At 73.1% G+C, this 26475-nt stretch carries 25 protein-coding genes; 21 read left to right on the top strand and 4 right to left on the bottom strand.

Features of this window, described 5'->3' with window-relative positions:
- From ABD230_RS12630 to ABD230_RS12615, 4 genes are all read left to right on the top strand, one after another.
- Complete coding sequence (locus ABD230_RS12630; RefSeq protein ID WP_344374602.1) at positions 1–492, top strand: GNAT family N-acetyltransferase; 492 nt, start codon at positions 1–3, stop codon at positions 490–492.
- A 123-nt stretch (positions 493–615) separates the two neighbouring features.
- Positions 616–3531 carry an FtsK/SpoIIIE family DNA translocase gene (locus tag ABD230_RS12625; RefSeq protein WP_344374598.1) on the top strand — a complete coding sequence of 972 codons (2916 nt, stop codon included), beginning with the start codon at positions 616–618 and terminating at the stop codon, positions 3529–3531.
- 89 nt (positions 3532–3620) lie between these two features.
- The gene (pgsA, locus tag ABD230_RS12620) at positions 3621–4223 is read left to right on the top strand and encodes a CDP-diacylglycerol--glycerol-3-phosphate 3-phosphatidyltransferase (protein WP_344374591.1); all 603 of its coding nucleotides are present in this window, start codon (positions 3621–3623) and stop codon (positions 4221–4223) included.
- Positions 4220–4735 carry a CinA family protein gene (locus tag ABD230_RS12615; RefSeq protein WP_344374588.1) on the top strand — a complete coding sequence of 172 codons (516 nt, stop codon included), beginning with the start codon at positions 4220–4222 and terminating at the stop codon, positions 4733–4735. Before pgsA ends, ABD230_RS12615 begins: the two co-directional genes overlap by 4 nt.
- Before the next feature lie 24 nt (positions 4736–4759).
- On the opposite strand, the gene ABD230_RS12610 is transcribed toward ABD230_RS12615, so the two are convergent.
- Positions 4760–5440, bottom strand: a complete 681-nt coding sequence (locus ABD230_RS12610) for a response regulator (RefSeq protein ID WP_344374586.1) — start codon at positions 5438–5440, stop codon at positions 4760–4762.
- Positions 5437–7071, bottom strand: a complete 1635-nt coding sequence (locus ABD230_RS12605) for an ATP-binding protein (RefSeq protein ID WP_344374582.1) — start codon at positions 7069–7071, stop codon at positions 5437–5439. Before ABD230_RS12605 ends, ABD230_RS12610 begins: the two co-directional genes overlap by 4 nt.
- Positions 7072–7256: 185 nt before the next feature.
- Here ABD230_RS12605 and ABD230_RS12600 point away from each other — a divergent pair, with 185 nt between their 5' ends.
- The 10 genes from ABD230_RS12600 (at position 7257) to dapF (ending at position 16804) form a co-directional block, all read left to right on the top strand.
- Positions 7257–8321: a Bug family tripartite tricarboxylate transporter substrate binding protein gene (locus tag ABD230_RS12600; RefSeq protein WP_344374578.1), complete on the top strand. Its 1065-nt coding sequence runs from the start codon at positions 7257–7259 to the stop codon at positions 8319–8321.
- Positions 8318–8884 (top strand): tripartite tricarboxylate transporter TctB family protein, encoded by a 567-nt coding sequence (locus tag ABD230_RS12595; protein ID WP_344374575.1) that lies wholly within the window; start codon positions 8318–8320, stop codon positions 8882–8884. The genes ABD230_RS12600 and ABD230_RS12595 overlap by 4 nt, the downstream gene beginning before the upstream one ends.
- Positions 8877–10487: a tripartite tricarboxylate transporter permease gene (locus tag ABD230_RS12590; RefSeq protein ID WP_344374572.1), complete on the top strand. Its 1611-nt coding sequence runs from the start codon at positions 8877–8879 to the stop codon at positions 10485–10487. Before ABD230_RS12595 ends, ABD230_RS12590 begins: the two co-directional genes overlap by 8 nt.
- Before the next feature lie 145 nt (positions 10488–10632).
- Complete coding sequence (locus ABD230_RS12585) at positions 10633–10947, top strand: helix-turn-helix domain-containing protein (protein WP_344374569.1); 315 nt, start codon at positions 10633–10635, stop codon at positions 10945–10947.
- 61 nt (positions 10948–11008) lie between these two features.
- Positions 11009–11245, top strand: a complete 237-nt coding sequence (locus tag ABD230_RS12580; protein WP_344374566.1) for a DUF3046 domain-containing protein — start codon at positions 11009–11011, stop codon at positions 11243–11245.
- Positions 11246–11509: 264 nt separating this feature from the next.
- Positions 11510–12589 carry a recombinase RecA gene (gene recA, locus ABD230_RS12575; protein ID WP_344374563.1) on the top strand — a complete coding sequence of 360 codons (1080 nt, stop codon included), beginning with the start codon at positions 11510–11512 and terminating at the stop codon, positions 12587–12589.
- A gap of 10 nt (positions 12590–12599) precedes the next feature.
- On the top strand, positions 12600–13346 hold the full coding sequence (locus ABD230_RS12570) for a regulatory protein RecX (RefSeq protein WP_344374560.1): 747 nt from the start codon (positions 12600–12602) through the stop codon (positions 13344–13346).
- 43 nt (positions 13347–13389) lie between these two features.
- Positions 13390–14973, top strand: a complete 1584-nt coding sequence (miaB, locus tag ABD230_RS12565) for a tRNA (N6-isopentenyl adenosine(37)-C2)-methylthiotransferase MiaB (protein ID WP_344375695.1) — start codon at positions 13390–13392, stop codon at positions 14971–14973.
- A 1-nt stretch (position 14974) separates the two neighbouring features.
- Complete coding sequence (gene miaA / locus ABD230_RS12560; protein ID WP_344374557.1) at positions 14975–15913, top strand: tRNA (adenosine(37)-N6)-dimethylallyltransferase MiaA; 939 nt, start codon at positions 14975–14977, stop codon at positions 15911–15913.
- A 9-nt stretch (positions 15914–15922) separates the two neighbouring features.
- Positions 15923–16804, top strand: coding sequence for a diaminopimelate epimerase (gene dapF / locus ABD230_RS12555; RefSeq protein ID WP_344374553.1), 882 nt, complete (start codon positions 15923–15925; stop codon positions 16802–16804).
- Between the two features lie 51 nt (positions 16805–16855).
- Here dapF and ABD230_RS12550 read toward each other — a convergent pair whose 3' ends face one another.
- Positions 16856–17467 (bottom strand): class I SAM-dependent methyltransferase, encoded by a 612-nt coding sequence (locus ABD230_RS12550; protein ID WP_344374544.1) that lies wholly within the window; start codon positions 17465–17467, stop codon positions 16856–16858.
- Between the two features lie 42 nt (positions 17468–17509).
- Here ABD230_RS12550 and hflX point away from each other — a divergent pair, with 42 nt between their 5' ends.
- The 3 genes from hflX to metE all read left to right on the top strand — a co-directional run bounded on the left by hflX (position 17510) and on the right by metE (position 22583).
- Positions 17510–19036, top strand: coding sequence for a GTPase HflX (gene hflX, locus ABD230_RS12545; protein ID WP_344374538.1), 1527 nt, complete (start codon positions 17510–17512; stop codon positions 19034–19036).
- A 170-nt stretch (positions 19037–19206) separates the two neighbouring features.
- Positions 19207–20244: a methylenetetrahydrofolate reductase gene (locus tag ABD230_RS12540; RefSeq protein ID WP_344374534.1), complete on the top strand. Its 1038-nt coding sequence runs from the start codon at positions 19207–19209 to the stop codon at positions 20242–20244.
- The gene (metE, locus tag ABD230_RS12535) at positions 20241–22583 is read left to right on the top strand and encodes a 5-methyltetrahydropteroyltriglutamate--homocysteine S-methyltransferase (protein WP_344374529.1); all 2343 of its coding nucleotides are present in this window, start codon (positions 20241–20243) and stop codon (positions 22581–22583) included. Before ABD230_RS12540 ends, metE begins: the two co-directional genes overlap by 4 nt.
- Before the next feature lie 73 nt (positions 22584–22656).
- Here metE and lexA read toward each other — a convergent pair whose 3' ends face one another.
- Positions 22657–23334, bottom strand: a complete 678-nt coding sequence (gene lexA / locus ABD230_RS12530) for a transcriptional repressor LexA (protein ID WP_344375692.1) — start codon at positions 23332–23334, stop codon at positions 22657–22659.
- Between the two features lie 285 nt (positions 23335–23619).
- Here lexA and ABD230_RS12525 point away from each other — a divergent pair, with 285 nt between their 5' ends.
- The 4 genes from ABD230_RS12525 to hisH are packed head-to-tail and all read left to right on the top strand — an operon-like array spanning position 23620 to position 26426.
- Entirely contained in the window at positions 23620–23982 is a 363-nt protein-coding gene (locus ABD230_RS12525) for a LysM peptidoglycan-binding domain-containing protein (RefSeq protein ID WP_344375690.1), read from the top strand.
- Positions 23983–24038: 56 nt separating this feature from the next.
- Positions 24039–25133 (top strand): histidinol-phosphate transaminase, encoded by a 1095-nt coding sequence (locus ABD230_RS12520; protein WP_344374523.1) that lies wholly within the window; start codon positions 24039–24041, stop codon positions 25131–25133.
- Positions 25134–25176: 43 nt separating this feature from the next.
- Positions 25177–25791 carry an imidazoleglycerol-phosphate dehydratase HisB gene (gene hisB, locus ABD230_RS12515; protein ID WP_344374520.1) on the top strand — a complete coding sequence of 205 codons (615 nt, stop codon included), beginning with the start codon at positions 25177–25179 and terminating at the stop codon, positions 25789–25791.
- The gene (hisH, locus tag ABD230_RS12510) at positions 25788–26426 is read left to right on the top strand and encodes an imidazole glycerol phosphate synthase subunit HisH (protein ID WP_344374516.1); all 639 of its coding nucleotides are present in this window, start codon (positions 25788–25790) and stop codon (positions 26424–26426) included. The genes hisB and hisH overlap by 4 nt, the downstream gene beginning before the upstream one ends.
- Positions 26427–26475 lie beyond the last annotated feature (49 nt).

The raw sequence follows: 26475 nt of genomic DNA, 5'->3' as shown, positions 1-26475 counted from the left end.
ATGGTGGCCTTCTCCATCCGGGCCGCGGGCCCCGCGGACGGCGGCTTCCTCGCCGACATGCTCGTCGAGGCGGCCAACTGGCGGGCGGGCGCGACGCGTCCGCGGCCGGTCATCCTCGCGGACGCCACGCATACCGCCTACCTCACCGGATGGCAGCGGCCCGCCGATCGCGGCGTGGTCGCGCTCGACCCGGAGGGGCGCCCCGTCGGGGCGGCGTGGTATCGGCTGTTCGCCGCCGACCGCCCATCGGCGGGCTTCGTGGCGGCCGGGGTGCCCGAGCTCATCATCGGGGTGCGGCCGCTGTGGCGGGCGCAGGGGGTCGGCCGGGCGCTGCTCCGCGCGCTCGCGGAGGACGCGCGCTCGGGCGGGTACGCGCGGCTCGCGCTCTCGGTCGAGCACGGCAACTTCGCGCACGACCTGTACCGTTCGGAGGGCTTCGCGATCGTGGCCACGGCGGGCGGGCGCGACACCATGGTCCGTCGCCTCAGGTGAGGCCCATCCGGTCCGGAACCGGCCGGGCGACCCGTCGCGGCGGCTCCCGCGGCGACGTGCTCTTGGCCCGACACTCGCCCGCGATGCAGCGCGCCGTCGGCGGCGGGCCGTAACGTGGAACGCATGGCTACGAGCACCAAGTCGAACGGGCGCGCCCCGCGCGCGTCCGGGCGCGGCTCGTCGACGCGCACCGCGCCCACGAAGAAGCTGCCGGCGCAGCGATCGTCGACGCGATCGACGCGGTCCGCGTCCGCGAAGTCCGACCAGCCCGGGCTGCTCGTCCGGGCCTGGATGGGGCTCGCGCACCTGACCGGCGGCGCCGCGCGGGCGCTCGGCCCCGAGACCCTCGCGAAGGAGGAGCGGCGCGACGGCCTGCCGTTCTTCCTCGTCCTGCTCGCGGTCGCGGGCGCGATCGTCGAGTGGTTCTTCATCAACGACGACGTGGCCCGTGCACTCGACGCGTACACGTTCGGCGGCCTGTTCGGCCGCGTCGCGTTCGCGCTGCCCGTCGTCATGCTGATGTTCGCCGTGTGGCTGTTCCGCCACCCGAGCTCGGTGCACGACAACACGCGCATCGGCATCGGCCTCGGCATGCTCCTCATCACGGTCTCCGGGCTGTGCCACCTCTTCGGCGGCCGGCCGACGCCGAGCGAGGGCATGCCCGTGCTCGCACAGGCCGGCGGCATCCTGGGCTGGATGCTGGCGCAGCCCCTGATCTTCCTCATCACCGACCTGGGCGCCGGCATCGTGCTCGTGGTGCTCGCGCTCCTGTCGCTGCTGATCCTGACGAAGACGCCGCCGAACCGGATCCCGCAGCGCTTCCGCGAGCTCTACGAGTGGCTGTTCGGGGCGATCGAGGGCGAGGCGGAGGCCACGGACGCGTCCTCGGCGAAGTCGGAGGCGAAGTCCAAGCGCCGCGCGAAGGCCGAACGGAGCCGTCAGGTCGAGCTCGACGGCGTCGACGACGACGAGGAGGCGCCGTCCGGCGGACTGCTGCCGTGGTGGCGGCGCAACGCCTCGAACCGCGAGGAGGACCCGGAGTTCGCGGGCGCCGGGGCCGACGGCATCACCGAGGTCTTCGGCGAGGGGTCCGCGGCGGGCAGCTTCGAGTCGCCGCTCGAGGGAGTGCGTCCCGCCGACCCGTACGGCGCCGGCGTCATCGACGACCTCGAGCGCGCGGAGTCGGCGCTGCAGCAGTTCACGGGCGACGTGCAGGCCGGCGGCACGGGGCTGCGCGGCGACGACGCCGCGGCCACCGAGGTCATCGCGCCGGCGGGCGCCGCGGCGCCCGGCGCGGCCGCGACCGGGGGTTCGCCGGCCCCGGCGGCGCCCCCGCCCGAGGCGACGCCCGCGGAGGACGTGCCCGATCGGCCGTACCATCTCCCCGCCGCGTCGACGCTGGCGGCCGGCGCGCCGGCGAAGACCCGATCGGCGGTCAACGACGAGGTCGTCCGGCAGATCACGGGCGTGCTCGAGCAGTTCGGCGTCGACGCGAAGGTCACCGGGTTCTCGCGCGGACCGACGGTCACGCAGTACGAGATCGAGCTCGGGCCGGGCGTGAAGGTCGAGCGTGTGACCGCACTGTCGAAGAACCTGGCCTATGCGGTCGCGTCGAACGAGGTCCGCATCCTCTCGCCGATCCCCGGCAAGTCCGCGATCGGCGTCGAGATCCCGAACGCCGACCGCGAGACGGTCACGCTCGGCGACGTGCTCCGCTCGGGCGCGGCGGTGAACGCCAAGCACCCGATGACGATCGGGGTCGGCAAGGACGTGGGCGGCGGCTACGTCGTCGCGAACCTCGCGAAGATGCCGCACCTGCTCGTCGCCGGCTCCACCGGCTCGGGCAAGTCGAGCTTCGTGAACTCGATGATCACCAGCCTGCTGATGCGGGCGAAGCCCGCCGAGGTGCGGATGGTGCTGATCGACCCGAAGCGCGTCGAGCTCGCCCCGTACGCGGGCGTGCCGCACCTGATCACCCCCATCATCACGAACCCGAAGAAGGCGGCCGAGGCGCTGCAGTGGGTCGTCAAGGAGATGGACATGCGGTACGACGACCTCGCGTCGTTCGGGTTCCGCCACATCGACGACTTCAACCAGGCCGTCGTCGACGACGAGATCAAGCTGCCGGCGGGCAGTGAGCGCACGCTCAAGCCGTATCCGTACCTGCTGGTCGTGGTCGACGAGCTCGCCGACCTCATGATGGTCGCCCCACGCGACGTCGAGGACTCGATCGTCCGCATCACGCAGCTCGCGCGCGCGTCCGGCATCCACCTGGTGCTGGCGACGCAGCGGCCGTCCGTCGACGTCGTGACCGGACTCATCAAGGCGAACGTGCCGTCTCGCCTCGCCTTCGCCGTCACGAGCGTCACGGACTCGCGCGTCATCCTCGACCAGCCCGGCGCGGACAAGCTGATCGGGCAGGGCGACGCGCTGTTCCTGCCGATGGGCGCGTCCAAGCCGATCCGCGTGCAGGGCGCGTGGGTCACCGAGCACGAGATCGACCGCGTCGTGAAGCACGTCACGCGCCAGGCCCGCCCCGAGTACCGCAAGGACGTCGAGGCGGCGGTCGAGAAGAAGGAGATCGACTCCGACATCGGCGACGACCTCGAGCTGCTGCTCGCGGCCGCCGAGCTCGTCGTCTCGACCCAGTTCGGCTCGACGTCGATGCTCCAGCGCAAGCTGCGGGTCGGGTTCGCGAAGGCCGGGCGCCTCATGGACCTCCTCGAGTCGCGCGAGATCGTCGGGCCCTCCGAGGGGTCGAAGGCGCGCGACGTGCTCGTGACGCCCGAGCAGCTGCCCGGCGTGCTGGCGAAGCTGCGCGGCGAGGAGCCGGCACCGACCGCGCCGGCACCCGGGCCCACCGCACCGGCCGCGCCTGCGGCATCCGCGCCCGCCGCCCAGCCGGCCACCGCCGACGCGCCGACCGGCGGAGCGGGAGACGACCGCTACGACGATCCCGTCGGACGCATCGCGGAGGGCCTCGAGGAGGTCGAAGACGGCTCCGACGAGGACGCCTGGGGCCTCACCGGCCGGGACTGAGCGAGCACGGCGATGCCGCGACGGCGGCGCGCCGGGTCGTCGGGACCATCGGCTCCGGTCGGCCCCGACGCCGCAGCTAGGCTGGGGCCATGACCGCTCCCGATGGCCGTGATCGCACGTCGAACTGGAACCTGCCGAACGCGATCACGATCGTCCGGATCGTCATGGCGCCGATCTTCTTCTGGCTGCTGCTCGCCGACGGCGGTGCCGACGGTCCGATGCGCTGGTGGGCGGCGGTGATCTTCGTCGTGGCGATCTCGACCGACTGGGTCGACGGCCAGATCGCGCGCTCACGAGGCCTCGTGACCGACCTTGGCAAGATCCTCGACCCGATCGCCGACAAGCTCCTCACGAGCGGTGCGCTCGTGTGCCTGTCGATCCTCGGCGAGCTCTGGTGGTGGGTGACCATCCTCATCGTCGTCCGCGAGGTCGGCATCACGGTGTGGCGCCTCGTCGAGCTGCAGCGCGGCACGGTCGTGCCCGCGTCGTCGGGCGGCAAGGCGAAGACGTTCACGCAGGCCATCGCGATCTCGCTTTTCCTCACGCCGCTGTGGACGTTCCTCGGCGACTGGATCTACTGGGTCAACTGGGCGTTCATGGCGGCCGCCCTCGTGCTCACGGTCTGGTCCGGGCTGCTCTACGTGCGCGACGCGATCCGGCTCGCCCGCGAGCACCGGGCCGAGTCTCGGTGAGCGACCCGGCGGAACTCGTCGCACGGCTCCGGGCCGCGCGTCGCACGGTGGCGTGCGCCGAGTCGCTCACGGGCGGCCTGCTGTCCGCCGCGATCGTCGACGTGCCCGGCGCGTCCGACGTGTTCCTCGGCGGGGTCGTCGCCTACGCGACCGAGCTGAAGCGCGCGCTCGTCGGCGTCGACGCGCACCTGCTCGAGGCGCGAGGGCCGGTCGATCCGGAGGTCGCCGAGGAGCTCGCGGATCGGATCCGCGCCGTCTGCGCGGTCGACGGACGACCCGCCGACCTCGGACTCGCCACGACGGGCGTCGCGGGCCCGGACCCGCAGGGCGGGCACCCGCCGGGCCTGGCGTACGTCGGCGTGGCGTCGCCGCGCGGCATCCGCTCGGTCGAGCTCCGCGTGCCGGGGGACCGGCCGACGGTGCGCCGCGCCGCGGTCGAGCGCGCCCTCGCCGAGGCCGCGGCCGAGCTGGACGCGCTCGACGCCGCGGCGGGCGGCGGCGAGATCGGCTGACGGCGACCGCAGCGCGTCACGATGTCAGTGGCGAGCCATCCGGTATCGGTGCTCCGGGCGCCCCGCGCCGCCGTACCGCGGCGCGACCTGGGCGGCCCCGACGGCCACGAGGTGCTCGAGGTAGCGGCGCGCGCTCACGCGCGCCATGCCGAGCGCCTCCGCGATCTCGGCCGCCGACGCGTCGTCCTCGCGCGAGGACAGGTCGGCCTCGACGCGCTCGAGCGTGATCGCCGACAGCCCCTTGGGCAGCACCTGCGCGTCGAGTGCCGAGCCGAGGAGCCGGTCGACGGCGCCCTGGTCGAGCTCGCCGGCCGGTCCCGCCCGATCGGCGATGAGCCCGCGACGCACCTCGTCGAGTCGCTTCACGAGGCTCGTGCGCGAGAACGGCTTCACGAGGTAGTGACGCACGCCGAGGAGCCGAGCGCGTCGGACCGTCTCGAGGTCGCGCGCCGCGGTCACGGCGACGACCTCGACCTCGTCGCCGGCCGCACGGATCCGCCGAAGCACGTCGAGCCCGCCGAGATCCGGCAGGTACACGTCGAGCAGGACGAGGTCGGGACGGTGCCGCGCGACGGCGCGCAGGGCCTCGGCGCCGGTGTGCGCCTCGGCCACGACGGCGAACCCGGGCACGGCGTCGACGAATGCGCGATTGACGCGCGCGACGGCGGGATCGTCGTCCACGATGAGCACGGTGACCGGGTTCACGCGGGCTCCACGGCGCGCGCCGCCGACCCGCCGGCGGCGACGCCCTCGTCCGGTGCGGGCAGGCGCACCGTGAAGCGGGCGCCGCCCGACGGGGCGCGATCCACGGTGGCGTCGCCGCCGAGTCGTGCCGCGACCCGGCGCACGATGGTGAGCCCGATGCCGCGCCGCGCCTTGCCGTCCGCGGGCCCCTTGCCCGTCACGTCCGGCTCGAAGATCTCGGCCCGGCGATCCTCGGGCACGCCGGGGCCGTCGTCGTCGACCCGGACGACCACGACGCCCGGCTCCCGATCGTCACGGATGTCGATGCGAACGTGCCCGCCGAGCACGCACGCCTCCATGGCGTTGTCGAGCAGGTTGCCCACCACCGTCACGAGGTCGGTGCGGAACCCGGCGTCCTCGATCGGCGACAGGTGGGAGTGCGGCGCGAGCTCCAGCTCGATCGCGAGCTCGTGCGCCCGCGACCGCTTCGCCAGCACGAGGGCCGCGGTCTCGACGTCGCCGATGCCGCCACGGTCGGCGAGCGACGAGAGGGCGCCGCCGCCGCCGACGCGCTGGATGTAGGCGATCGCGGCGTCGACGTCGCCGAGTTCGAGCAGGCCGCTCACGACGTGGAGGGTGTTGGAGAACTCGTGCGACTGCGCGCGGAGGCCTTCGGCGAGCCCCTGCGCGCCCTGCAGCTCGCGGAGCACCGCCTCGAGCTCGGTGCGGTCGCGGAGGATCGCGATCGAGCCCACCTCACGGCCGTCGACGCGGACGCGGTCGCCGTGCACCAGCAGGACCCGCTCGCCCGAGAGCACGAGCGTCTCCTGCTCCTCGGCGGACGCGACGACGTGCGCGAGCTCCGCGTCGAGCACGTCGGCCACGGGCCGCCCGAGCACGGACTCCGGCTCGGCGACGCCGAGCAGCCGGGCCGCCGCGTCGTTCATCAGCACCACGCGGTCGCGGTCGTCGACGGCGACGATGCCCTCGCGGATGCCGTGCAGCATCGCCTGCCGGGTCTCGAGCATCGCCCGGATCTCGTCGGGCTCGAGGCCGTAGATGCGACGGCGGATGACGCGGCCGATCCACGCCGACCCGACGACGCCGGCCAGCGCGGCGACCGCGAGTGCGGCGAGGAGCCCGCCGAGCCCGCCGAGGAAGTCGGCGCGCAGCTCCGACTCGAGGATCCCGACCGAGACCTGGCCGATGACCTCGCCGTCGTCGCCGAAGATCGGCACCTTCACGCGCCACGATTCGCCGAGCGTCCCGGTCTGCGTGCCCACGTAGACCTGCCCGGACAGCGGGATCGCGGGGTCGGTCGAGACGCGCTCGCCGATCCGCTCGGGGTTCGGGTGGGAGTAGCGGATGCCGGCGGCATCCGTCACGACGACGTACGTCACGTCCGAGGCGTTCCGAACCACCTCGGCGACGGGCTGGATCACGGCCGAGGGATCGTCGTCGTCGAAGGCGCCGAGGATGACCGGGAGGCGAGCCACCGACTGGGCCACCGCGATCATGCGGTCCTGGTAGGCCTCGCGGAGCTGGTGCTCCTGGATGAGCATCGCCGTCACGCCCGTGCCGACCACGGTGACGAGCACGATCGCGACCTGCAGCAGCAGCAACTGCATCCCCAGCGTCATCGACCGGCCCACCGGACAAGTCTGCCCCACGCCGCAGCGGGTCGGGCCGGGCCGTCGTGACCGATACGACCGAAACGTCCGCAACGACCGAAACCACCGTTACGACCGCAAGCTCGTCCGCCGGGTCGCGTGCTCCTACCGTCGGTACCCACCGATCGTCGGCCCGGCGATGACGCCGGGAAACTCGAGGAGGAGCATTGCGATCACCCAATCGGCCGTCCCCCGCGGCCTTCCCCTTCCACTCCCGCACCCGTGTCGCCCGGACCGCGGCCGTCGGCATCGGCATCGCCGCCGTGCTCGGCCTGGCCGCCTGCGCCGCGCCCGCTGCGTCGTCCGGGGGCGACGGCGATGACACCGCGACGATCGACGCGGTGAACGTCATCGCTCCCGCCGACCCCGGCGGCGGATGGGACCAGACGGCGCGCTCGATCGCCCAGGTGCTCACCGACGAGGGGCTCGTGTCGTCCGCGCCCGTCCAGAACATCGGCGGCGCCGGCGGGACCGTCGGGCTCGCGTCGCTCGCGAACGAGACCGACCCGGCCACGCTCATGATCACCGGCCTCGTCATGGTCGGCGCCGTGGAGACGAACGCGTCGGAGGTCCGCATCGAGGACATGACGCCCATCGCCCGCCTCACCGAGGAGGCGCTCGTCCTCGTGGTGCCGTCCGGCTCGCCGTACACGACCACCGAGCAGCTCGTCGACGCGATCGTCGAGCAGGGCGCCGCGATCTCGGTGACCGGCGGTTCCGCCGGCGGCGCCGACCACATCCTCGCCGGCATGCTGCTCACCGAGGCCGGGGTCGACCCGTCGGAGATCCCGTCGACGTTGAACTACATCCCGAACTCCGGCGGCGGCGAGGCCGTGACGATGCTGCTCGGGAACACCGTGCAGGCCGGAATCTCGGGCGTGGGCGAGTTCGTCGAGCAGATCGAGGCGGGCGAGCTCCGCGCGCTCGCCGTCTCCTCGCCCGAACGCGTGGAACTGCTGCCGGACACGCCGACGCTCGGCGAGGAGGGCTACGCCGTCGAGCTCACCAACTGGCGCGGCCTGCTCGCGCCCGGCGGCATCTCCGAGGGCGAGGCCGACGCGCTCCGCACGCTGGTCGCCGACCTCCACGACACCGGTGCGTGGACCGAGACGCTCGAGCAGAAGGGGTGGGCGGACGCCTACCTCGGCGGCGACGAGTTCTCGAGCTTCCTCGACGGCAACATCGACGAGGTCGCGGCGACGCTCGCGACGATCGGCCTGGTCGAGCAGTGACCAGCCCCACCCCGACCCCCTTCGGCGCGGACGCGCCGGAGGGGGCCCTCCCTCCCTCGCGACCGGTCCGCGCGATCGGCGAGTACGTCTTCGCGGGCGTCGCGCTGCTCGTCGGGGTCGGCACGATCGCCGGCGCCGGTGCCATCCGCGTGCCTCCGGGGTCGGCGAGCGTGCTCGGGCCCCGCGCCTTCCCGTACGCCGTCGGCGTACTGCTCGTGCTCGCCGCCGCGGCCGTGCTGGTCGGGCTGCTCCGGGGTCGCCGCGGTCGTCCCGACGACGGCGAGGACGTCGATCCGGACGCCCCGACCGACTGGGTGACCGTGGCCCTGCTCGTCGCCGTCTTCCTGTCGCAGCTCCTGCTCATCGACCTCGCGGGATGGCCGGTCGCCGTGGCCGTGGTCTTCGGCGGCGGTGCGATCATCCTCGGCGCGAAGCGCCGCTGGGCGGCGCTCGCGATCGGGCTCGCCCTCGGACTCGTCACCCAATTCGTCTTCGGCACCTGGCTGGGCCTCTCGCTGCCCGCCGGGCCCGCCCTGAACTGGATCCCGATCTTCCATGGATAGCCTCACCGCCCTGCTCGAGGGCTTCACGACCGCGCTGCAGCCGCAGTACCTGCTCACGGCGCTCTTCGGCGTGTTCATCGGCACGGCCGTCGGCGTGCTGCCCGGCATCGGGCCGGCCATGACCGTGGCCCTGCTGCTGCCGCTGACCTACACGCTCGACCCGACCGGCGCGCTCATCCTGTTCGCCGGCATCTACTACGGGGGAATGTACGGGGGCTCCACGACCTCGATCCTGCTGAACACGCCCGGCGAGTCGGCGTCGATCGTGACCGCGCTCGAGGGCAACCGGATGGCGAAGGCGGGGCGGGGCGCGGCCGCGCTCGCGACCGCGGCGATCGGCTCGTTCGTCGCCGGCACGGTCGCGACGGTCCTGCTGACCTTCCTCGCCCCGGGGATCGCGCGGCTCGCCGTCCAGCTCGGCCCGGCCGACTACTTCGCGCTCATCGTGGTCGCGTTCCTCACCGTCGGCGCGCTGCTCGGCTCGAGCGTGCCGCGCGGGCTCGTCTCGCTCGGCCTCGGGCTCGTGCTCGGCCTCGTCGGCACCGAGGTGCTCTCGGGCCAGCAGCGCTACACGTTCGGGATCCCGAGCCTCGCCGACGGCATCGACGTGGTGCTCATCGCCGTCGGCCTGTTCGCGGTGGGGGAGACGCTGTACGTGGCCTCACGGCTCCGCCACGGTTCCGTCCGCGTCATCCCGGTCGATCGCGGATGGCGCAGCTGGATGACGCGCGACGACCTCCGGCGCTCGTGGAAGCCGTGGCTGCGCGGCACCGCGATCGGGTTCCCGATCGGCACGATCCCAGCGGGCGGAGCGGATGTCGCGACGTTCCTGTCGTATGCCGCCGAACGGCGGCTGGCGAAGGGCGAGGCCCGGGCCGAGTTCGGCCGGGGCGCGATCGAGGGCGTCGCGGGTCCGGAGTCGGCGAACAACGCGGCCGCAGCCGGCGTCCTGGTGCCGCTGCTGACCCTCGGCCTGCCGACGACCGCGACCGCCGCGATCATCATCTCCGCCTTCCAGTCCTACGGGATCCGCCCCGGTCCTCTCCTCTTCGAGAACCAGTCGGGCCTGGTCTGGGCGCTCATCGCGAGCCTCTACATCGGCAACGTGCTGCTCATCGTGCTGAACCTGCCGCTCGTCGGGATCTGGGTGAAGGTGCTCCGCATCCCGCGGCCCTACCTCTACGGCGGCATCCTGGCCTTCGCGGGCCTCGGTGCGTACGCGCTGCACTTCAACGTGGTCGACACGCTCACGCTGATGGCCGTCGGGCTCGTCGGATTCCTGATGCGGCGGTACGGGTACCCGGTCGCGCCGATGGTCGTCGGCGGCATCCTCGGCCCCATGGCGGAGGAGCAGCTGCGCAAGTCGATGGCGATCAGCCAGGGCGACCTGCTCTACCTCGTGCACAGCCCGTTCGCGATCGTCGCGTACGGCACGCTCGCCGTCATCGTGGTGGCGGGCGTCTGGCTGAAGCGGCGGCGCGCGCGGCTGGAGTCGTCGCCCGTGCTCGTCCCGACGGGCGCGACCGCCGTGGTCGACGCTCCCGTGGCATCCGGCGCCTCCGGCGCGGACCGCGCCGGTGACCGGGCGGAGACGCGGGAATAGGCCACGTGAACACCTCGTTACAGGTGCCGGGTTCAAAGCAAAACTCCAGTGACGCAAGCTAGGCTCGGTGAACGGGATGAGGCGCTAGACTGACCTCCCCGAACCGGCCCCGGCAACGGGTCGCAGGCAGACGAGGGAGGTTCCGATGGTTCTGGTTCGACAGGAGATCGGCGACGTGCTGAGGGACTTCCGCCTGCAGAAGGGCCGGACGCTCCGACAGGTCGCCAGCAAGGCGAGCGTCGCGCTCGGGTACCTCAGCGAGGTGGAGCGCGGCCAGAAGGAGGCGTCGAGCGAGATCCTCGCGTCCGTCGCGGACGCGCTCGACACGCCCATCTCCGTGATCATGCACGAGGTCGGCGACCGCATCGCGGTGCTCGAGGGGCTCAGCGCCCCGGCAGTGCCCGACAGCCTTCCCGACGAGCTGGTCGCGGAGTTCGACGCGGACATGATGGTCCGCTGATCCAGCGAGTTCGTCGAACGGCCGGTCCGAGGACCGGCCGTTCGCATGTCCGGAGGTGCTCGTGAAGCGCAGTGAGTTCGCCCTGGCGGTCGAGGAGGAGTTCGGCCCGGGGTACGGGGACGTCGTGGTGAACGACCTCGTGCTCGTCGAGCTCGGCAACCGCACCGCGCGCGAGGCGCTCGCGGCGGGGCTGGCTCCGCGCGACGTGTGGTCCGCGCTCTGCGCGGCGACCGACGTCCCCGAGGAGCGACGCCACGGCGTCGGCCGGCCGCAGCCGGGGGAGCGCCCCGGAGGGTGAGCGGATCGCGTCCGAAGACGCGTTCGACACGCCGGTCGAGGCATCGAACATCCGTTCGGATGCTGCGCTAGGCTCCTCACCAACGGGAGGGATGACGCGTCCATCCACATCCGCGGCCGCAGGGCGACGGATGTCGGTGGCCGACCGTACGGTCGGAGCAGTCGGAACACACCGCAACGCCTTGTCGCCAGACGTGCCGGGTCACGGCCCGGCACGCGGAAACGACAGCCTAGAGGCAGCCGTCACCACCACGAAGGAGCACCGATGCCATCACCCGCAGACCGCGAGAAGGCCCTCGAGACCGCACTCGCCCAGATCGACCGCCAGTTCGGCAAGGGGTCGGTGATGCGCCTCGGCAGCGAGGAGCGCGCCCCGGTCGAGATCATCCCCACCGGCTCGATCGCACTCGACGTCGCGCTCGGCGTCGGCGGCCTCCCGCGCGGCCGGATCATCGAGATCTACGGTCCGGAGTCGTCGGGAAAGACCACGCTCACGCTCCACGCGATCGCGAACGTGCAGCGCTCCGGCGGCATCGCCGCCTTCATCGACGCGGAGCACGCGCTCGACCCCGACTACGCCAAGAAGCTCGGCGTCGACATCGACGCCCTGCTCGTGTCGCAGCCCGACACGGGCGAGCAGGCGCTCGAGATCGCCGACATGCTCGTCCGGTCCGGCTCGATCGACCTCGTCGTCATCGACTCCGTCGCGGCGCTCGTGCCCCGCGCCGAGATCGAGGGCGAGATGGGCGACTCGCACGTCGGCCTCCAGGCCCGCCTCATGTCGCAGGCCCTCCGCAAGCTCACCGGCGGGCTCAACCAGACCAAGACGACGGCCATCTTCATCAACCAGCTCCGAGAGAAGATCGGCGTGTTCTTCGGCAGCCCCGAGACCACCGCCGGCGGCAAGGCGCTGAAGTTCTACGCATCGGTGCGCCTCGACATCCGCCGCATCGAGACCCTGAAGGACGGGTCCGACGCGGTCGGCAACCGTACGCGCGTCAAGGTCGTCAAGAACAAGATGGCGCCGCCCTTCAAGCAGGCCGAGTTCGACATCCTCTTCGGGGTGGGCATCTCGCGCGAGGGCAGCCTCATCGACTACGGCGTCGACCAGGGCATCGTGAAGAAGTCGGGCGCGTGGTACACCTACGACGGCGACCAGCTCGGGCAGGGCAAGGAGAACGCGCGCAACTTCCTGCTGCAGAACCCCGACATCGCGGCCGACATCGAGAAGAAGATCCTCGCGAAGCTCGGCATCGGCATCGGCATCGGCCTCGCGGCGGGCGCCTCGGCGCCGGCCCCGGTCGCGAAGGTCGAGTCGCTCGCGGCCAAGCGCAAGGGCGCCTAGCAGGCGGGCCATGGGCGACGAGGGCACCGAGCGGCTCGCGCCGGTCACCTACCTGCCGTGGGTGGCGCCGTCGGGGCATCCCGACGGCGCCACCGAGGCGGACGTCGCGGCGCGCGCCCGGGCGGACCACCCGTCGCGCCTCCCCGGGCGGCGATCCGCGGGCAGTTCGACGGGCCCGCGGCGGCTCGGCGATTCCACCGCCGAGCGCGCGGCGCCGGAGTCGAAAGAGGTCGGGCCGGAGCAGTCCGAGCCGGACGAGACCGGCGCGGAGCGCGACGACCGCATCGACCGACTCATCGTCACGCGCCTGCGTCGGTCGTCGTTGTCCGTCTCGGAGGTGCGCGCGATCCTCGTCGAGCACGGGCTCGACGACGACGAGGTCGAGGACTGGATCGAGCGCTACGAGCGACTCGGCTACCTCGACGACCGCCGGCTCGCGGAGCAGCTCGTGCACAGCCACGGACTGCGCCGCGGGCGGGGGAGCGGCGCCCTCCTGCACGAGCTCGGCCGGCGCGGCATCGACGACGAGCTCGCACGCGAGGCGGTCGACGCGCTCGACCCCGACGTCGAGTTCGAGCAGGCGCTCGAGGTCGCGGAACGTCGCGCCCGGCAGCTGGGCGGCCTCGATCGCCACGTCGCCGAGCGACGGCTCTCGGCATTCCTGATGCGGCGCGGGTACGGCGGCGAGCTCGTGCGCCGTGCCGTCGGGGTCGCGCTCGGCGGCAACGGGCCGGTGGACGATCCGGGCATCTCCTGACGGCTCGTAGACTGGTGCGATCATGAGCACCATTCACGAGGCGATGCCCGCGCCTGCGGAGGCCGTCGCCGCAGACCCGGCCGCGCCCCGCACCTACGAGGTCCGCACCTTCGGGTGCCAGATGAACGTGCACGACTCCGAGCGGCTCAGCGGCTCGCTCGAGGCGGCCGGCTACGTGCCCGCCGACGGCACCGAGCCCGACGTCGTCGTCATCAACACGTGCGCGGTGCGCGAGAACGCCGACAACAAGCTCTACGGCAACCTCGGCCACCTTGCCGGCGTGAAGCGCCGGCACGCGGGCATGCAGATCGCGGTCGGCGGCTGCCTCGCGCAGAAGGACAAGAACGTCATCCTCGAGAAGGCCCCGTGGGTCGACGTCGTGTTCGGCACGCACAACATGGGCTCGCTGCCGAGCCTCCTGGAGCGGGCGCGGCACAACGACGAGGCGCAGCTCGAGATCCTCGACGCGCTCGAGGTGTTCCCCTCGACGCTCCCGACCAAGCGCGACTCCACCTACTCGGGCTGGGTCTCGATCTCGGTCGGCTGCAACAACACCTGCACGTTCTGCATCGTCCCCGCCCTGCGCGGGAAGGAGAAGGACCGGCGCCCCGGCGACATCCTCGCCGAGGTGCAGGCCCTCGTCGACGACGGTGCCGTCGAGGTCACGCTGCTCGGACAGAACGTCAACTCGTACGGCGTCGAGTTCGGCGACCGGCACGCCTTCGGCAAGCTCCTGCGCGCCGCCGGCGACATCGACGGGCTCGAGCGCATCCGGTTCACGAGTCCGCACCCGGCCGCGTTCACGGACGACGTCATCGACGCGATGGCCGAGACGGCGAACGTCATGCCGCAGCTGCACATGCCCCTGCAGTCCGGCTCCGACCGCATCCTCAGGGCCATGCGACGGTCGTACCGCTCCGAGAAGTTCCTCGGCATCCTCGACCGCGTCCGCGCGCGGATCCCGAACGCCGCCATCTCGACGGACATCATCGTCGGCTTCCCCGGTGAGACCGAGGAGGACTTCCAGGAGACGCTGCGCGTCGTCGAGGCGGCGCGCTTCGCCTCGGCCTTCACGTTCCAGTACTCCATCCGCCCCGGCACGCCGGCCGCGACGATGGAGGACCAGGTGCCGAAGGAGGTCGTGCAGGACCGCTACGACCGCCTCATCGCGCTGCAGGAGCGCATCTCGTGGGAGGAGAACCAGACGCTCGTCGGCACCGCCGTCGAGGTGCTCGTCTCCACGGGCGAGGGCAAGAAGGATGCCGAGACGCACCGGCTCAGCGGCCGGGCGGAGGACAGCCGGCTCGTGCACTTCGAGGTGCCCGAGGGCTCCGACGTGCCGCGCCCCGGCGACGTCGTCTCGCTCGAGATCACGCAGGCCGCGCCGTTCCACCTCCTCGCCGACTCCGTCGACGGCTCGCCGCTGCGCATCCGCCGCACGCGCGCCGGCGACGCGTGGGACCGCGCCCAGGCGGAGAGCTGCGGCGTGCCCGCGGCACCCGGCGCGGCATCCGCCGCGGGTCGCGTGTCGCTCGGCCTGCCCGCCCTCCGCGCGGGTGGCGAGCCGCTGACGAGCCCCGGCGTGGGCACCATGCCGATCTACGACCCCGCCGACGGCCAGCGCTGACGTGTCGCTGATCGCGATCGTCGGGGCGACGGGCACCGGCAAGTCCCGCTTCGCGCTCGACCTCGCCCACGCGATCGCGGCGACCGGGCGGCCCGCCGAGGTCGTGAACGCGGACGCGATGCAGCTCTACCGCGGCATGGACATCGGCACCGCGAAGCTCCCCGTCGACGAGCGCGAGGGCGTCCCGCACCACCTGCTCGACGTGCTCGAGGTCACGGACGAGGCGTCCGCCGCCGCCTACCAGCGGGATGCGCGGCAATCGGTGGACGAGATCGCGGCGCGCGGCGGCGTCGCCCTCCTGACCGGCGGGTCGGGGCTGTACGTCTCGAGCGTGATCCACGACCTCCGGTTCCCCGGCACCGACGCCGCGATCCGGGCGCGGCTCGAGCGAGACCTCGATGAGCTCGGTCCCGGGCTCCTGCACCGCCGGTTGCGCGAGCTCGACGCCGAGACCGCCGCGAGCGTCGATCCGCAGAACGGCCGCCGGATCGTGCGCGCGCTCGAGGTGATCGAGCTCACCGGTGAGCCGAAGGCGGCGAGGCTGCCCGACGAGCCGGTGCCGTGGCGGCCCCACCGCATCGTGCACCTGCGCGCCGAACGGGCCGACCTCGTCGCGAGGCTCGACGCCCGAGCCGCCGGCATGTGGTCGGACGGACTGCTCGACGAGGTCCGCGGCCTCATCCCCGCCGGGCTCGAGCGCGGCGTCACCGCGCGCAAGGCGATCGGGTACGCGCAGGCGCTCGCCCAGCTCCACGGGCGGATGACCGAGGCCGACGCCGTCGCCGAGACGCAGGCGCTCACCCGCACCTACGCCCGACGCCAGGTCGGATGGTTCCGGCGGTACCGCGCGGCATCCGTCGTCGACGCGCTCGACCCGGCCGCCGTGGCCGCCGAGGTCGCCCGTCAGGCGCGTGCCGAGGAGCCCCTCAGCGCTCCCTAGACTGGGGCGATGGCGTTCGATCTGCGCTTCACCAAGGGCCAGGGCACGGGCAACGACTTCGTGCTGTTCAGCGACCCCGAGGGCGAGCACGAGCTCGACCCGTCGCAGATCGCAGCGGTGTGCGATCGCCGCTTCGGCGTCGGCGGCGACGGCCTGATCCGCGCCGTGCGCAGCGAGCGGCTGGCCGACGGCGCGGGCGCCCTCGCCGAGGACCCGCAGGCGACCTGGTTCATGGACTACTGGAACGCCGACGGCAGCGTCTCCGAGATGTGCGGCAACGGCATCCGGGTGTTCACCCGCTACCTCATCGACCAGGGCTTCATCGCGCCCGAGAACGGCGAGTGGGTCGCGATCGGCACGCGCGCGGGCGTCCGCCGCGTGCGGGTCTCGCCTGGCGGGTTCGAGGCCGACCTCGGCGTGTGGCGGCTCGACGGCGGCGAACCCCTCGTGCGCGCGAAGAACCTGCCCGTCGCCCGGCCGGGCCTCGGCATCGACGTGGGCAATCCGCACGTCGTCGTCGCCCTCGCCGACGACGACGAGCTCGACGGGCTCGACCTCGCGTTCGTGCCCGTGCTCGAGCCCGAGCCGCAGGCCGGTGCGAACGTCGAGTTCGTCGTCATGGCCGAGCCGCTCGTGGAGGCCGGTCGCGGCCGCATCCGCATGCGCGTCCACGAGCGCGGGTCGGGGGAGACCCTTTCGTGCGGCACCGGCGCCGTGGCCTCCGCCCTCGCCGTGCGGTACTGGGCGGGCGAGGGCGCGCCGGACGAGTGGATCGTGCAGGTGCCGGGCGGTGCGCTCGGCGTGCGCATGGAGGCGCGCCCCGACGGCGAGCACGTGCTGCTCTCGGGGCCGGGCGAACTCGTGTTCGACGGGGTGCTCAGCCTCGCCTGAGCCGATCGACCGAGTGGTCCGAGTCGACGCCCGCGAACGTGCGCGGGTCCGTCAGGCGTCGCGCGTGACCGTCAGCACCCGGAAGCCCTTGGACGAGCCGGCGCGCCCGATCGTCCATCCCTCGCCGAACTCGTCGGTGATCCAGCGGTGGAGGGAGTCGGCCCCGAGGTTGCGCTGCACGACCAGCCACGCCGTCGCCCCGACCTCGAGTCGGGGCAGCCAGCGCCGGAGCAGCGCGTGCAGCTCGGCCTTGCCGATCCGGATCGGCGGGTTCGACCAGATCGTCGCGAACCGCACGTCCTCGGGAACATCGTCGGGCAGTGCGGCGTTGACATTGGGGAGCCCGAGCCGCCGGGCGTTGCGGCGCACGAGGTCGAGCGCCCGCTCGTTCACGTCGACCGCCCAGACCGTGGCATCCGGTGCCTCGAGGCCGAGCGTCAGCGCGACCGGTCCCCACCCGGCCCCGAGGTCGAGCAGGTGCCCGACGGACGGCGGCTCCGGGACCTCCTCGAACAGCACGCGGGTGCCGAGGTCGACGTGGTCGGGGCTGAAGACGCCGCCGGCGGTCTGCACCTCGACCGCTCGGCCGGCGAGCCGCACCGGGATCGTCCGGAGCGTGGCGCCGTCGGCGGGCTTGGACGAGAAGTAGTGCTCCTGCGGCATACAGGGGAACCTATCGCAACGAACGGAAGTAGGCTTGACCGGATGAACGACGCGGAAATCGACACCCAGGACGAGGCGATCGCGCGCGTGCTGCGCAGCGCGGACGCCCACGCCGGCGTGTCCAGGTTCGGCGCGTCGGCGGCCACGTCGATCCAGCGCGCCGGGTTCGCGGCGACCGTCGACGACGGCGCCGACGGCGAGCAGTACGACCGCGAGGAGCGGGCCGCACTCCGGCGCGTCGGCGGCCTCTCGACCGAGCTCGAGGACGTCACCGAGGTCGAGTACCGGCAGCTGCGCCTCGAGAACGTGGTGCTCATCGGCGTCTACCCGCAGGGGTCGCTCGAGGACGCCGAGAACTCGCTCCGCGAGCTCGCCGCCCTCGCCGAGACGGCGGGTGCGCGCGTGCTCGACGGCGTGCTGCAGCGTCGTCCACACCCCGACCCCTCGACGTACCTCGGGCGCGGCAAGACCGAGGAGCTGCGCCACCTCGTCGCCGCGCTCGGCGCGGACACCGTCGTCGCCGACACCGAGCTCGCCCCGAGCCAGCGGCGCGCGCTCGAGGACGCGGTCAAGGTCAAGGTGATCGACCGCACCGCCGTCATCCTCGACATCTTCAGCCAGCACGCCAAGAGCCGCGAGGGCAAGGCGCAGGTCGAGCTCGCGCAGCTCGAGTACCTGCTCCCGCGCCTGCGCGGCTGGGGCGAGTCGATGTCCCGCCAGGCCGGTGGCCAGGTCGGCGGCGCCGGCGCGGGCATGGGCTCCCGTGGTCCCGGTGAGACGAAGATCGAGCTGGACCGCCGCCGCATCCACTCGCGGATGGCGAAGCTGCGCCGTCAGATCACGGGCATGAAGCCCGCGCGCGAGGCCAAGCGTGCGAATCGCAAGCGCAACGCGGTGCCCTCGGTCGCCATCGCGGGCTACACCAACGCCGGCAAGTCCAGCCTGCTGAACCGCATCACGGGTGCAGGGGTGCTCGTCGAGAACGCCCTGTTCGCGACGCTGGACGCCACGGTGCGCCGCAACACGACCGCCGACGGCCGGGTGTACACGATCGCCGACACGGTCGGGTTCGTCCGCAACCTGCCGCACCAGCTCGTCGAGGCCTTCCGCTCGACGCTCGAGGAGGTCGCCGATGCCGACCTCATCGTGCACGTCGTCGACGCGGCGCATCCCGACCCCGCCCAGCAGATCGCGACCGTCCGCGACGTCATCGGCGAGGTCGGCGCCCGCGACCTCCCCGAGCTGATCGTGTTCAACAAGGCCGACCTCGTCGCTCCCGAGGACCGCCTGGTGCTGCAGGGCCTCGAGCCCGGCGCCGTGTTCGCCTCCGCACGCACCGGCGAGGGCGTCGCCGAGGTGCTCGCCGCCATCGACCGCATGCTGCCCGACCCGGCCGTCGAACTCGACCTCCTGGTGCCCTACGACCGTGGCGACGTCGTCTCGGCGCTGCACGAGGGCGGCCGCGTGATCTCGACGGACTACGTCGAGGACGGCACGCGCATCCGCGCGCTGGCCTCGCCCGAGCAGGCCGCCCAGCTCGACGAGTTCCGCGTCGCCGCACTGGCGTAGCCGGGGGCCGAGTCACTCGTCGTAACAACGGCGCGAATCGCCGCGACCGGGCGTATCGTCGCACCTGATCGTGGCGAGCGGCCGGATGCCGCCCGCCTGGAGCGACCGCCGAGCCCGGCACCCGCCCGCGAGACCCGCCTGCCGTGACGGCCGGTCGGGCGCGGCGTGCCGTGCACTCGACCTCCCGGTACGGCACCGCCGCCACCTGGAGCGACATGACCGGAACCGAGCCCGACGGCGCCGCCCGTCGGCCGAGGCCGCCGATCTCGTTCGAGCTCTTCCCGCCGCGAACGGATGCCGCGGCGATCGCGCTCGGCCGCACCATCGACCGCCTCGCCGAGGCCGACCCCGCCTTCATCTCGGTGACCTTCGGCGCGGGCGGGTCGAGCCGCGACCGGTCCCTCACGGTCCTGCGCTACATGCTCCAGCAGACGCGGGTCGAGCCGATGGCGCACCTGACGTGCGTCGGGTCGAGCCACGCGGAGGCGAACCGCCTCGTGCGCGAGTTCCTCGACGCGGGCATCACGAGCTTCCTCGCGCTGCGCGGCGACCCGCCGGCCGGCTCCGAGGACGCCGCCGACGCGATCGGCGACCTGCGCAGCGCGGCCGAGCTCGTGCAGCTCATCCACCGCGTCCAGGAGGAGCGCGAGCCGTTCGGGCAGTCGCGCATCCCGGGCATGCCCGGCGTCACCGCGATCCGCGAGCGCCCGCGCCCGGAGCGCGTGGCCGTCGCGGCGTTCCCGTCCGGCCACCCGCGCTCCCGGGGATCGAGCCAGGACGTCGACGTGCTGCTGGCCAAGGAGGTCGCCGGTGCCAACCTCGCGATCACCCAGCTCTTCTGGCACGCCGACGACTACCTGGGGTTCGTCGACCGCGCCCGCGCGGGCGGCGTGACGATCCCGATCCTGCCCGGCATCATGCCGGTCACCACGCCGGCCCGGCTCACGCGCCTGCAGCAGCTCACCGGCGTGCCGGCGCCGGCCGGCCTCGCGATCGACCTCGAGATCGAGCCCGACGCCGACGCCCAGTTCGAGATCGGCGTCGACTTCGCGGCACGACTCGCCGGCGACGTCCTCGCCGGCGGCGCCCCCGGACTGCACCTGTACACCTTCAACCGCCACGAGGCCGTCCTCGCCGTCCTGGACCGGCTCGGCCTCGCCACCGCCACCGCCCATGCGGGCACCGAGAGGAACACGAGAGAACGATGACCGCACCCGCCTTCCCCACCGGAACGATCCTCGGCTACCCGCGCATCGGTCGCCGTCGCGAGCTCAAGCGCGCCGTGGAGGCGTTCTGGGCCGGACGGATCGACGCCGACGAGCTCGAGCGCACCGCCGCCGGGCTGCGCGCGGCGACGCGCGACCGCCTGGCCGCGCTCGGACTGGGCCGCACCGGCTCCGCCATCCCGGAGAGCTTCTCCTACTACGACCAGGTCCTCGACGCGGCCGTCGCGGTCGGCGCGATCCCCGCACGCTTCGAGCGGCTCCTCGACGCGAACGGCGCGCTCGACCTCGCCGGGTACTTCACCGTGGCGCGCGGCGAGGGTGCGGACGCCCCGCTCGAGATGACGAAGTGGTTCGACTCGAACTACCACTACCTGGTGCCCGAGATCGCCCCGGACACCGCGTTCGCCCCGAACGCCGCCGCGCTGGTCGCCCAGGTGCGCGAGGCACGCGAGGCCGGGTTCGTCACGCGCCCGGTGCTGGTCGGACCCGTCACGTTCCTCCTGCTCTCGAAGGCGGCCGACGACGCGCCCGACGGCTTCCGTCCGCTGGACCGCCTCGCCGACCTGCTGCCCGTGTACCGGACGCTGCTGGCCGAGCTCGCCGCCGCCGGTGCGGAATGGGTGCAGCTCGACGAGCCGGCGCTCGTGAGCGAGAGCCTCGACGAGCCGCGCGACCGCGTGCTCGAGGCCGTCGCGGCGGCGTACGACGCCCTGGGCGCGGCCGACGACCGCCCGGCGGTCTTCGTGGCCGCGCCGTACGGTGACCTCGACGCGGCGCTGCCCGTCCTCGCGGCGACGCCCGTCGAGGCGATCGGGCTCGACCTGGTCCGCGGCGACCTGCCGGCGCAGCTCGACCCGGTGACCGAGGAGGCGCTCGCCGCGAAGACCCTCGTCGCCGGCGTGGTCGACGGCCACAACATCTGGCGCGGCGACCTCGCGCACGCGTTCGCCCGTGCGGAGGCGCTCGGCTCGTTCTCGGGTTCGGTCGCCGTCTCGACCTCCACCTCGCTCCTGCACGTCCCGCACGACGTCGACGAGGAGTCCGCACTCGACGCCCGTCTCGTGAGCTGGCTCGCCTTCGCCGACCAGAAGGTCGCCCAGGTCGCCGTCCTCGCGCGCGGCCTCGCCGAGGGGCGCGACACCGTGGCGGCCGACCTGGACGCGGCGTCCGCCGCCCTCGCCGACCGTGCCGCGGCTCCCGGCGTGCGCGTGCCCGCGGTGCGCGACCGGCTCGCCGCGCTCGACGCGAGCGCGTTCGCGCGCGCCGCGTACGACGCGCGCGTGGCGGCGCAGGACGACCTCGCGCTGCCGGCCCTTCCGACCACGACGATCGGCTCGTTCCCGCAGACCGCCGACATCCGCCGCGCTCGTGCGCGGCTCGTGAAGGGGGAGCTCACGGAGGCCGGGTACCGGGAGCTCATGCGCGAGGAGATCTCCCGCGTCATCCGCCTGCAGGAGGACCTGGGCCTCGACGTGCTCGTCCACGGCGAGCCCGAGCGCAACGACATGGTGCAGTACTTCGCCGAGCTGCTCGACGGCTTCGCGGTGACGCAGCACGGCTGGGTGCAGTCGTACGGCTCCCGCTGCACGCGTCCGTCGATCCTGTGGGGCGACGTCTCGCGCCCGGCGCCGATGACGGTGGAGTGGTCGACCTACGCGCAGTCGCTCTCGGAGAAGCCGGTCAAGGGCATGCTCACCGGTCCGGTCACGATCCTCGCGTGGTCGTTCGTCCGCGACGACCAGCCGCTGGGCGACACGGCCCGCCAGGTCGCGCTCGCCCTGCGCGACGAGATCGGCGACCTCGAGCAGGCCGGCATCCGCGTCATCCAGGTCGACGAGCCCGCACTGCGCGAGCTGCTCCCGCTGAAGCGCGCCGACCAGCCCGCCTACCTCGAGTGGTCGGTCGGCGCCTTCCGGCTGGCCACGGGCGGCGCGGCACCGGCAACGCAGGTGCACACGCACCTCTGCTACTCGGAGTTCGGTGTCGTCATCGACGCGATCCGGGAGCTCGACGCCGACGTCACCTCGATCGAGGCGGCGCGCAGCCGCATGGAGGTCGTCGGGGACCTCTCGGCGAGCGGGTTCGACCACGGCGTGGGTCCCGGCGTCTACGACATCCACTCGCCGCGCGTGCCGAGCGTCGACGAGGTGCGCTCGCTGCTCGAGCGCGCGGTCGAGGGCGTGCCGGCCGGCCGGCTCTGGGTGAACCCGGACTGCGGCCTGAAGACGCGCGGCTACGACGAGACGGTCGCGTCGCTCGCGAACATCGTCGAGGCGACCCGGGCGGTCCGCGACGAGGTCGCGGTGGCCGCGACGGCCTGACTCCACGCGAGGGGCGGATGCCGCGGGCACGTGCCTGCGGCATCCGCCCCTCGTCGTGCCGGGCCGCGCGGCCTCAGACCGTGCGGAGGACGGCGACGACCTTGCCGAGCACCTCGGACTCGTCGCCGAGGATGGGCTCGAAGGCCGAGTTGCGGGGGAGCAGCCAGGTGTGGCCGTCGCGCTGGCGGAAGACCTTCACGGTCGCCTCGCCGTCGAGCATGGCCGCGACGATCTCGCCGTTCTCGGCCGTGCGCTGGGAGCGCACCACCACCCAGTCGCCGTCGCAGATCGCGGCGTCGACCATCGAGTCGCCGACGACCTTGAGGATGAACAGCTCGCCCTTGCCGACGAGCTGACGGGGGAGGGGGAAGACCTCCTCGATCTGCTGCTCGGCGGTGATCGGCACGCCGGCGGCGATGCGGCCGACGAGCGGCACCATGGCGGCGTCGCCGACGGGCGCGGGTTCGACCGCGGCCGTGCGCGGCTCGGTGCCGGGGACGTCGATGAGGATCTCGAGCGCGCGCGGCCGGTTCGGGTCGCGCCGCAGGTAGCCGGCGAGCTCGAGCTGGTTGAGCTGGTGGGTGACGCTGGAGAGCGAGGAGAGCCCGACGGCGTCGCCGATCTCGCGCATGCTCGGCGGGTAGCCCCGCTCGGCGACGGACGCGCGGATGACCTCGAGGATCGCGAGCTGCTTCGGGCTCAGCGTCTTGCGCCGACGCGACCGGCCGCTCGCGCCGCGTGCCTGGTCGATGTCGATGCTCACGTGCCTCGCCTCTCGTCGGGACCGCGTCGGCCCGGATGTCGGTGGTCGATGTTCGACTGTCGTCGGACATTCGAAACTGTATCCGCCTCGCACGCGCACGACAAACATCCGTTCGAGTGTGTCGCGGAATCAGGGCCCGGAATCCCACCATCCGGTGCTTGCAGCCTCGAACGTTCGAAGATATATTCGGAACACAGCTTCGCATCCGGCCTTCCCGGCCGAGGGCCGGATGCGGGGCTGGATCCCGGGAGGTGCGGAATGAGTGCAGTGGTGATGGGAGCCGCCGGCGCGGCTCCGGCGATGCCCGGCTTCGCGACGCCGCGGACGCGGCTCAGGCTGACCCGTCGCGGGCGTGCCGTGGTCACGACCCTGGCCGCGCTCCCGATCGCGGTGGGCGTGCTCGTCGGCGCCCTGTCCTCGGGCGGTGCTGAGGCGGGCATCGACGACGGTCGCCCCGCCGTCGCCTTCGAGACCGTGGAGGTCGGCGCCGGCGACACGCTCTGGGGCATCGCCGAGTCCATCGCGCCGTCCGCGGACCCGCGCGAGGTGATCTACGAGATCATGCGGCTGAACGGCCTCCAGGACGCGGTCGTCCAGCCCGGGCAGGAACTGGTGCTGCCCGCGATCGGCGGCTGACCCGGCTCGTGACCCGCGGCCCGAAACACGGCGGGCGGCGCGGATAGCATTGATCGGTGACGAGTCTCGACGACCTCCCGATCCGCGACGACCTCCGAGGGAAGGCGCCGTACGGCGCCCCGCAGCAGCACGTCCCCGTGGCGCTCAACGTCAACGAGAACACGCACCCCATCCCGGAGGACGTCGCTCACGACATCGTCGCCCGCGTCGCCGCCGCGATCGTCGGCCTCAACCGCTACCCCGACCGCGAGTTCACCGAACTGCGCACCGCGCTCGCCCGCTACCTCGGCCACGGACTGACGCCCGAGCAGCTCTGGGCCGCCAACGGCTCGAACGAGGTGCTCCAGCACGTCCTCCAGGCCTTCGGCGGGCCCGGGCGCACCGCGCTCGGATTCGGTCCCACGTACTCGATGTACGGCCTGCTCTCCTCCGGCACCGGGACCGGCTGGATCGCCGCCGACCGCGATGCGGACTTCGAACTCTCGCCCGCGACCGCGGTCGCCGCGATCGAGGCGCACGACCCCGACGTGGTCCTGCTCTGCTCGCCGAACAACCCCACCGGCACGCCGTTGTCGCTCGAGACGATCGCGGCGGTCGCCGAGGCGGCGCGCGGCATCGTCGTGGTCGACGAGGCGTACCAGGAGTTCGCCGACCCCGGCACGCCGAGCGCGCTGACGATCCTCGACGGGCACCCGAGGCTGCTCGTCTCACGCACCATGAGCAAGGCGTTCGCGTTCGCGGGGGCGCGCGTCGGCTACCTCGCCGCCGACCCGGCCGTCGTCGACGCACTGCGACTCGTCCGCCTGCCGTACCACCTGTCGGCGCTCACCCAGGCCGCCGCGCTGGGCGCGCTCGCGCACGCCGACGAGATGCTCGCCATGGTCGACGAGATCCGAGGCCAGCGCGACCGCATCTCGCGCGAGCTCGCGGCCATGGGGTTCCGGCCGTACCGCAGCGGCGCGAACTTCGTGCTGTTCGGCGGGGTCGTCGATCCCCACGCGGTGTTCTCGTCGCTGCTCGAGCGCGGGATCCTGATCCGCGAGATCGGGCTGCCCGGATGCCTCCGGGTGACCGCGGGCACGGAGGCCGAGACGACGGCGTTCCTCGAGGCGATGGCGGCGTTCGCCCCCGAGGCGGCCGCGGCGCCGTGACCCGCCCGGATCCCACGACGAGCCCCGCGAATAGGATGGCCGCATGAGCACCGACCGCCTCGCACGCACCGCGCGCGTGCAGCGCGAGACCAGCGAATCGAGCATCGACCTCTCGATCGACCTCGACGGCACCGGCACGAGCGACATCGAGACGACGGTGCCGTTCTACGACCACCTGCTGACCGCATTCGCGAAGCACTCGCTCACCGACCTCACGGTCCGTGCGAAGGGCGACATCGAGATCGACGTGCACCACACCGTCGAGGACGTCGGCATCGCGCTCGGCACCGCCATCCGGCAGGCCCTCGGCGACAAGCGGGGCATCTCGCGGTACGGCGACGCACTCGTCCCGCTCGACGAGGCGCTCGCGCAGGCCGTCGTCGACATCTCCGGGCGCCCCTACCTCGTGCACACGGGCGAGCCCGCCGGCTTCGAGTTCCACCTCATCGGCGGGCACTTCACCGGGTCGATGGTGCGGCACGTGTTCGAGGCGATCGCGTTCAACGCGGGCCTGACGGTGCACGTCGAGGTCCGCGGCGGGCGCGACCCGCACCACATCGCGGAGGCGGAGTTCAAGGCGTTCGCGCGCGCGTTCCGCCAGGCGAAGGCGTTCGACCCGCTCGTCACGGGCATCCCCTCGACGAAGGGCGCCCTGTGAGCGGCTCGCCCCGCGTCGCCGTGCTCGACTACGGTTCCGGCAACGTGCACTCCGCCGTGAAGGCGCTCGAGCGTGCGGGCGCCGAGGTCGAGCTCACCGCGGACCGGCGGGCGGTGATGGACGCCGACGGCCTCGTCGTGCCGGGTGTGGGCGCGTTCGCGGCGGTCATGGCCGGGCTGCGGGCCGTGCGCGGCGACGAGCTGATCGACCGCCGCCTGGCCGGCGGACGGCCCGTGCTCGGCATCTGCGTGGGCATGCAGGTCATGTTCGAGCACGGCGTGGAGCGCGGGGTCGACACCGAGGGCCTCGGCGAGTGGCCGGGCGCCGTGACCGAGCTGCCGAGCGACGTGCTCCCGCACATGGGGTGGAACACGGTGCGACCCGACACGGGGTCCGTGCTCTTCGAGGGGCTCGACGACGAGCGCTTCTACTTCGTGCACTCCTATGCGGCGCAGGCGTGGCACCTCGACGTGATCCCTCCGTTCCCGCAGCCCCGGCTGACCTGGTCCGAACACGGCGGCAGGTTCCTCGCCGCGGTCGAGAACGGCCCGCTGTCGGCGACGCAGTTCCACCCCGAGAAGTCCGGCGACGCCGGCATCCGGCTGCTCGCGAACTGGATCGGTTCGCTCGCGTGAGCGGAGCCGGACGGACGTGCTCCGCCGATTCGTCATCGGCCGTCCGGTG

The sequence above is a fragment of the Agromyces tropicus genome (assembly GCF_039531345.1).
GTDB lineage: Bacteria > Actinomycetota > Actinomycetes > Actinomycetales > Microbacteriaceae > Agromyces > Agromyces tropicus.
Note: the sequence above shows the minus strand (reverse complement) of the source record. Positions and strands in the feature narration are given on the sequence as shown.

Bases quoted from the DNA above. Each gene is read 5' to 3' on its own strand.
- ABD230_RS12590 (WP_344374572.1), top strand. From the start codon at position 8,877: ATGGATAGCCTCACCGCCCTGCTCGAGGGCTTCACGACCGCGCTGCAG.
- ABD230_RS12630 (WP_344374602.1), top strand. From the start codon at position 1: ATGGTGGCCTTCTCCATCCGGGCCGCGGGCCCCGCGGACGGCGGCTTC.
- pgsA (WP_344374591.1), top strand. From the start codon at position 3,621: ATGACCGCTCCCGATGGCCGTGATCGCACGTCGAACTGGAACCTGCCG.
- metE (WP_344374529.1), top strand. From the start codon at position 20,241: ATGACCGCACCCGCCTTCCCCACCGGAACGATCCTCGGCTACCCGCGC.
- ABD230_RS12585 (WP_344374569.1), top strand. From the start codon at position 10,633: ATGGTTCTGGTTCGACAGGAGATCGGCGACGTGCTGAGGGACTTCCGC.
- ABD230_RS12525 (WP_344375690.1), top strand. From the start codon at position 23,620: ATGGGAGCCGCCGGCGCGGCTCCGGCGATGCCCGGCTTCGCGACGCCG.
- ABD230_RS12550 (WP_344374544.1), bottom strand. From the start codon at position 17,467: ATGCCGCAGGAGCACTACTTCTCGTCCAAGCCCGCCGACGGCGCCACG.
- miaB (WP_344375695.1), top strand. From the start codon at position 13,390: ATGCCCGCGCCTGCGGAGGCCGTCGCCGCAGACCCGGCCGCGCCCCGC.
- recA (WP_344374563.1), top strand. From the start codon at position 11,510: ATGCCATCACCCGCAGACCGCGAGAAGGCCCTCGAGACCGCACTCGCC.
- ABD230_RS12625 (WP_344374598.1), top strand. From the start codon at position 616: ATGGCTACGAGCACCAAGTCGAACGGGCGCGCCCCGCGCGCGTCCGGG.
- dapF (WP_344374553.1), top strand. From the start codon at position 15,923: ATGGCGTTCGATCTGCGCTTCACCAAGGGCCAGGGCACGGGCAACGAC.
- hflX (WP_344374538.1), top strand. From the start codon at position 17,510: ATGAACGACGCGGAAATCGACACCCAGGACGAGGCGATCGCGCGCGTG.
- ABD230_RS12570 (WP_344374560.1), top strand. From the start codon at position 12,600: ATGGGCGACGAGGGCACCGAGCGGCTCGCGCCGGTCACCTACCTGCCG.
- hisB (WP_344374520.1), top strand. From the start codon at position 25,177: ATGAGCACCGACCGCCTCGCACGCACCGCGCGCGTGCAGCGCGAGACC.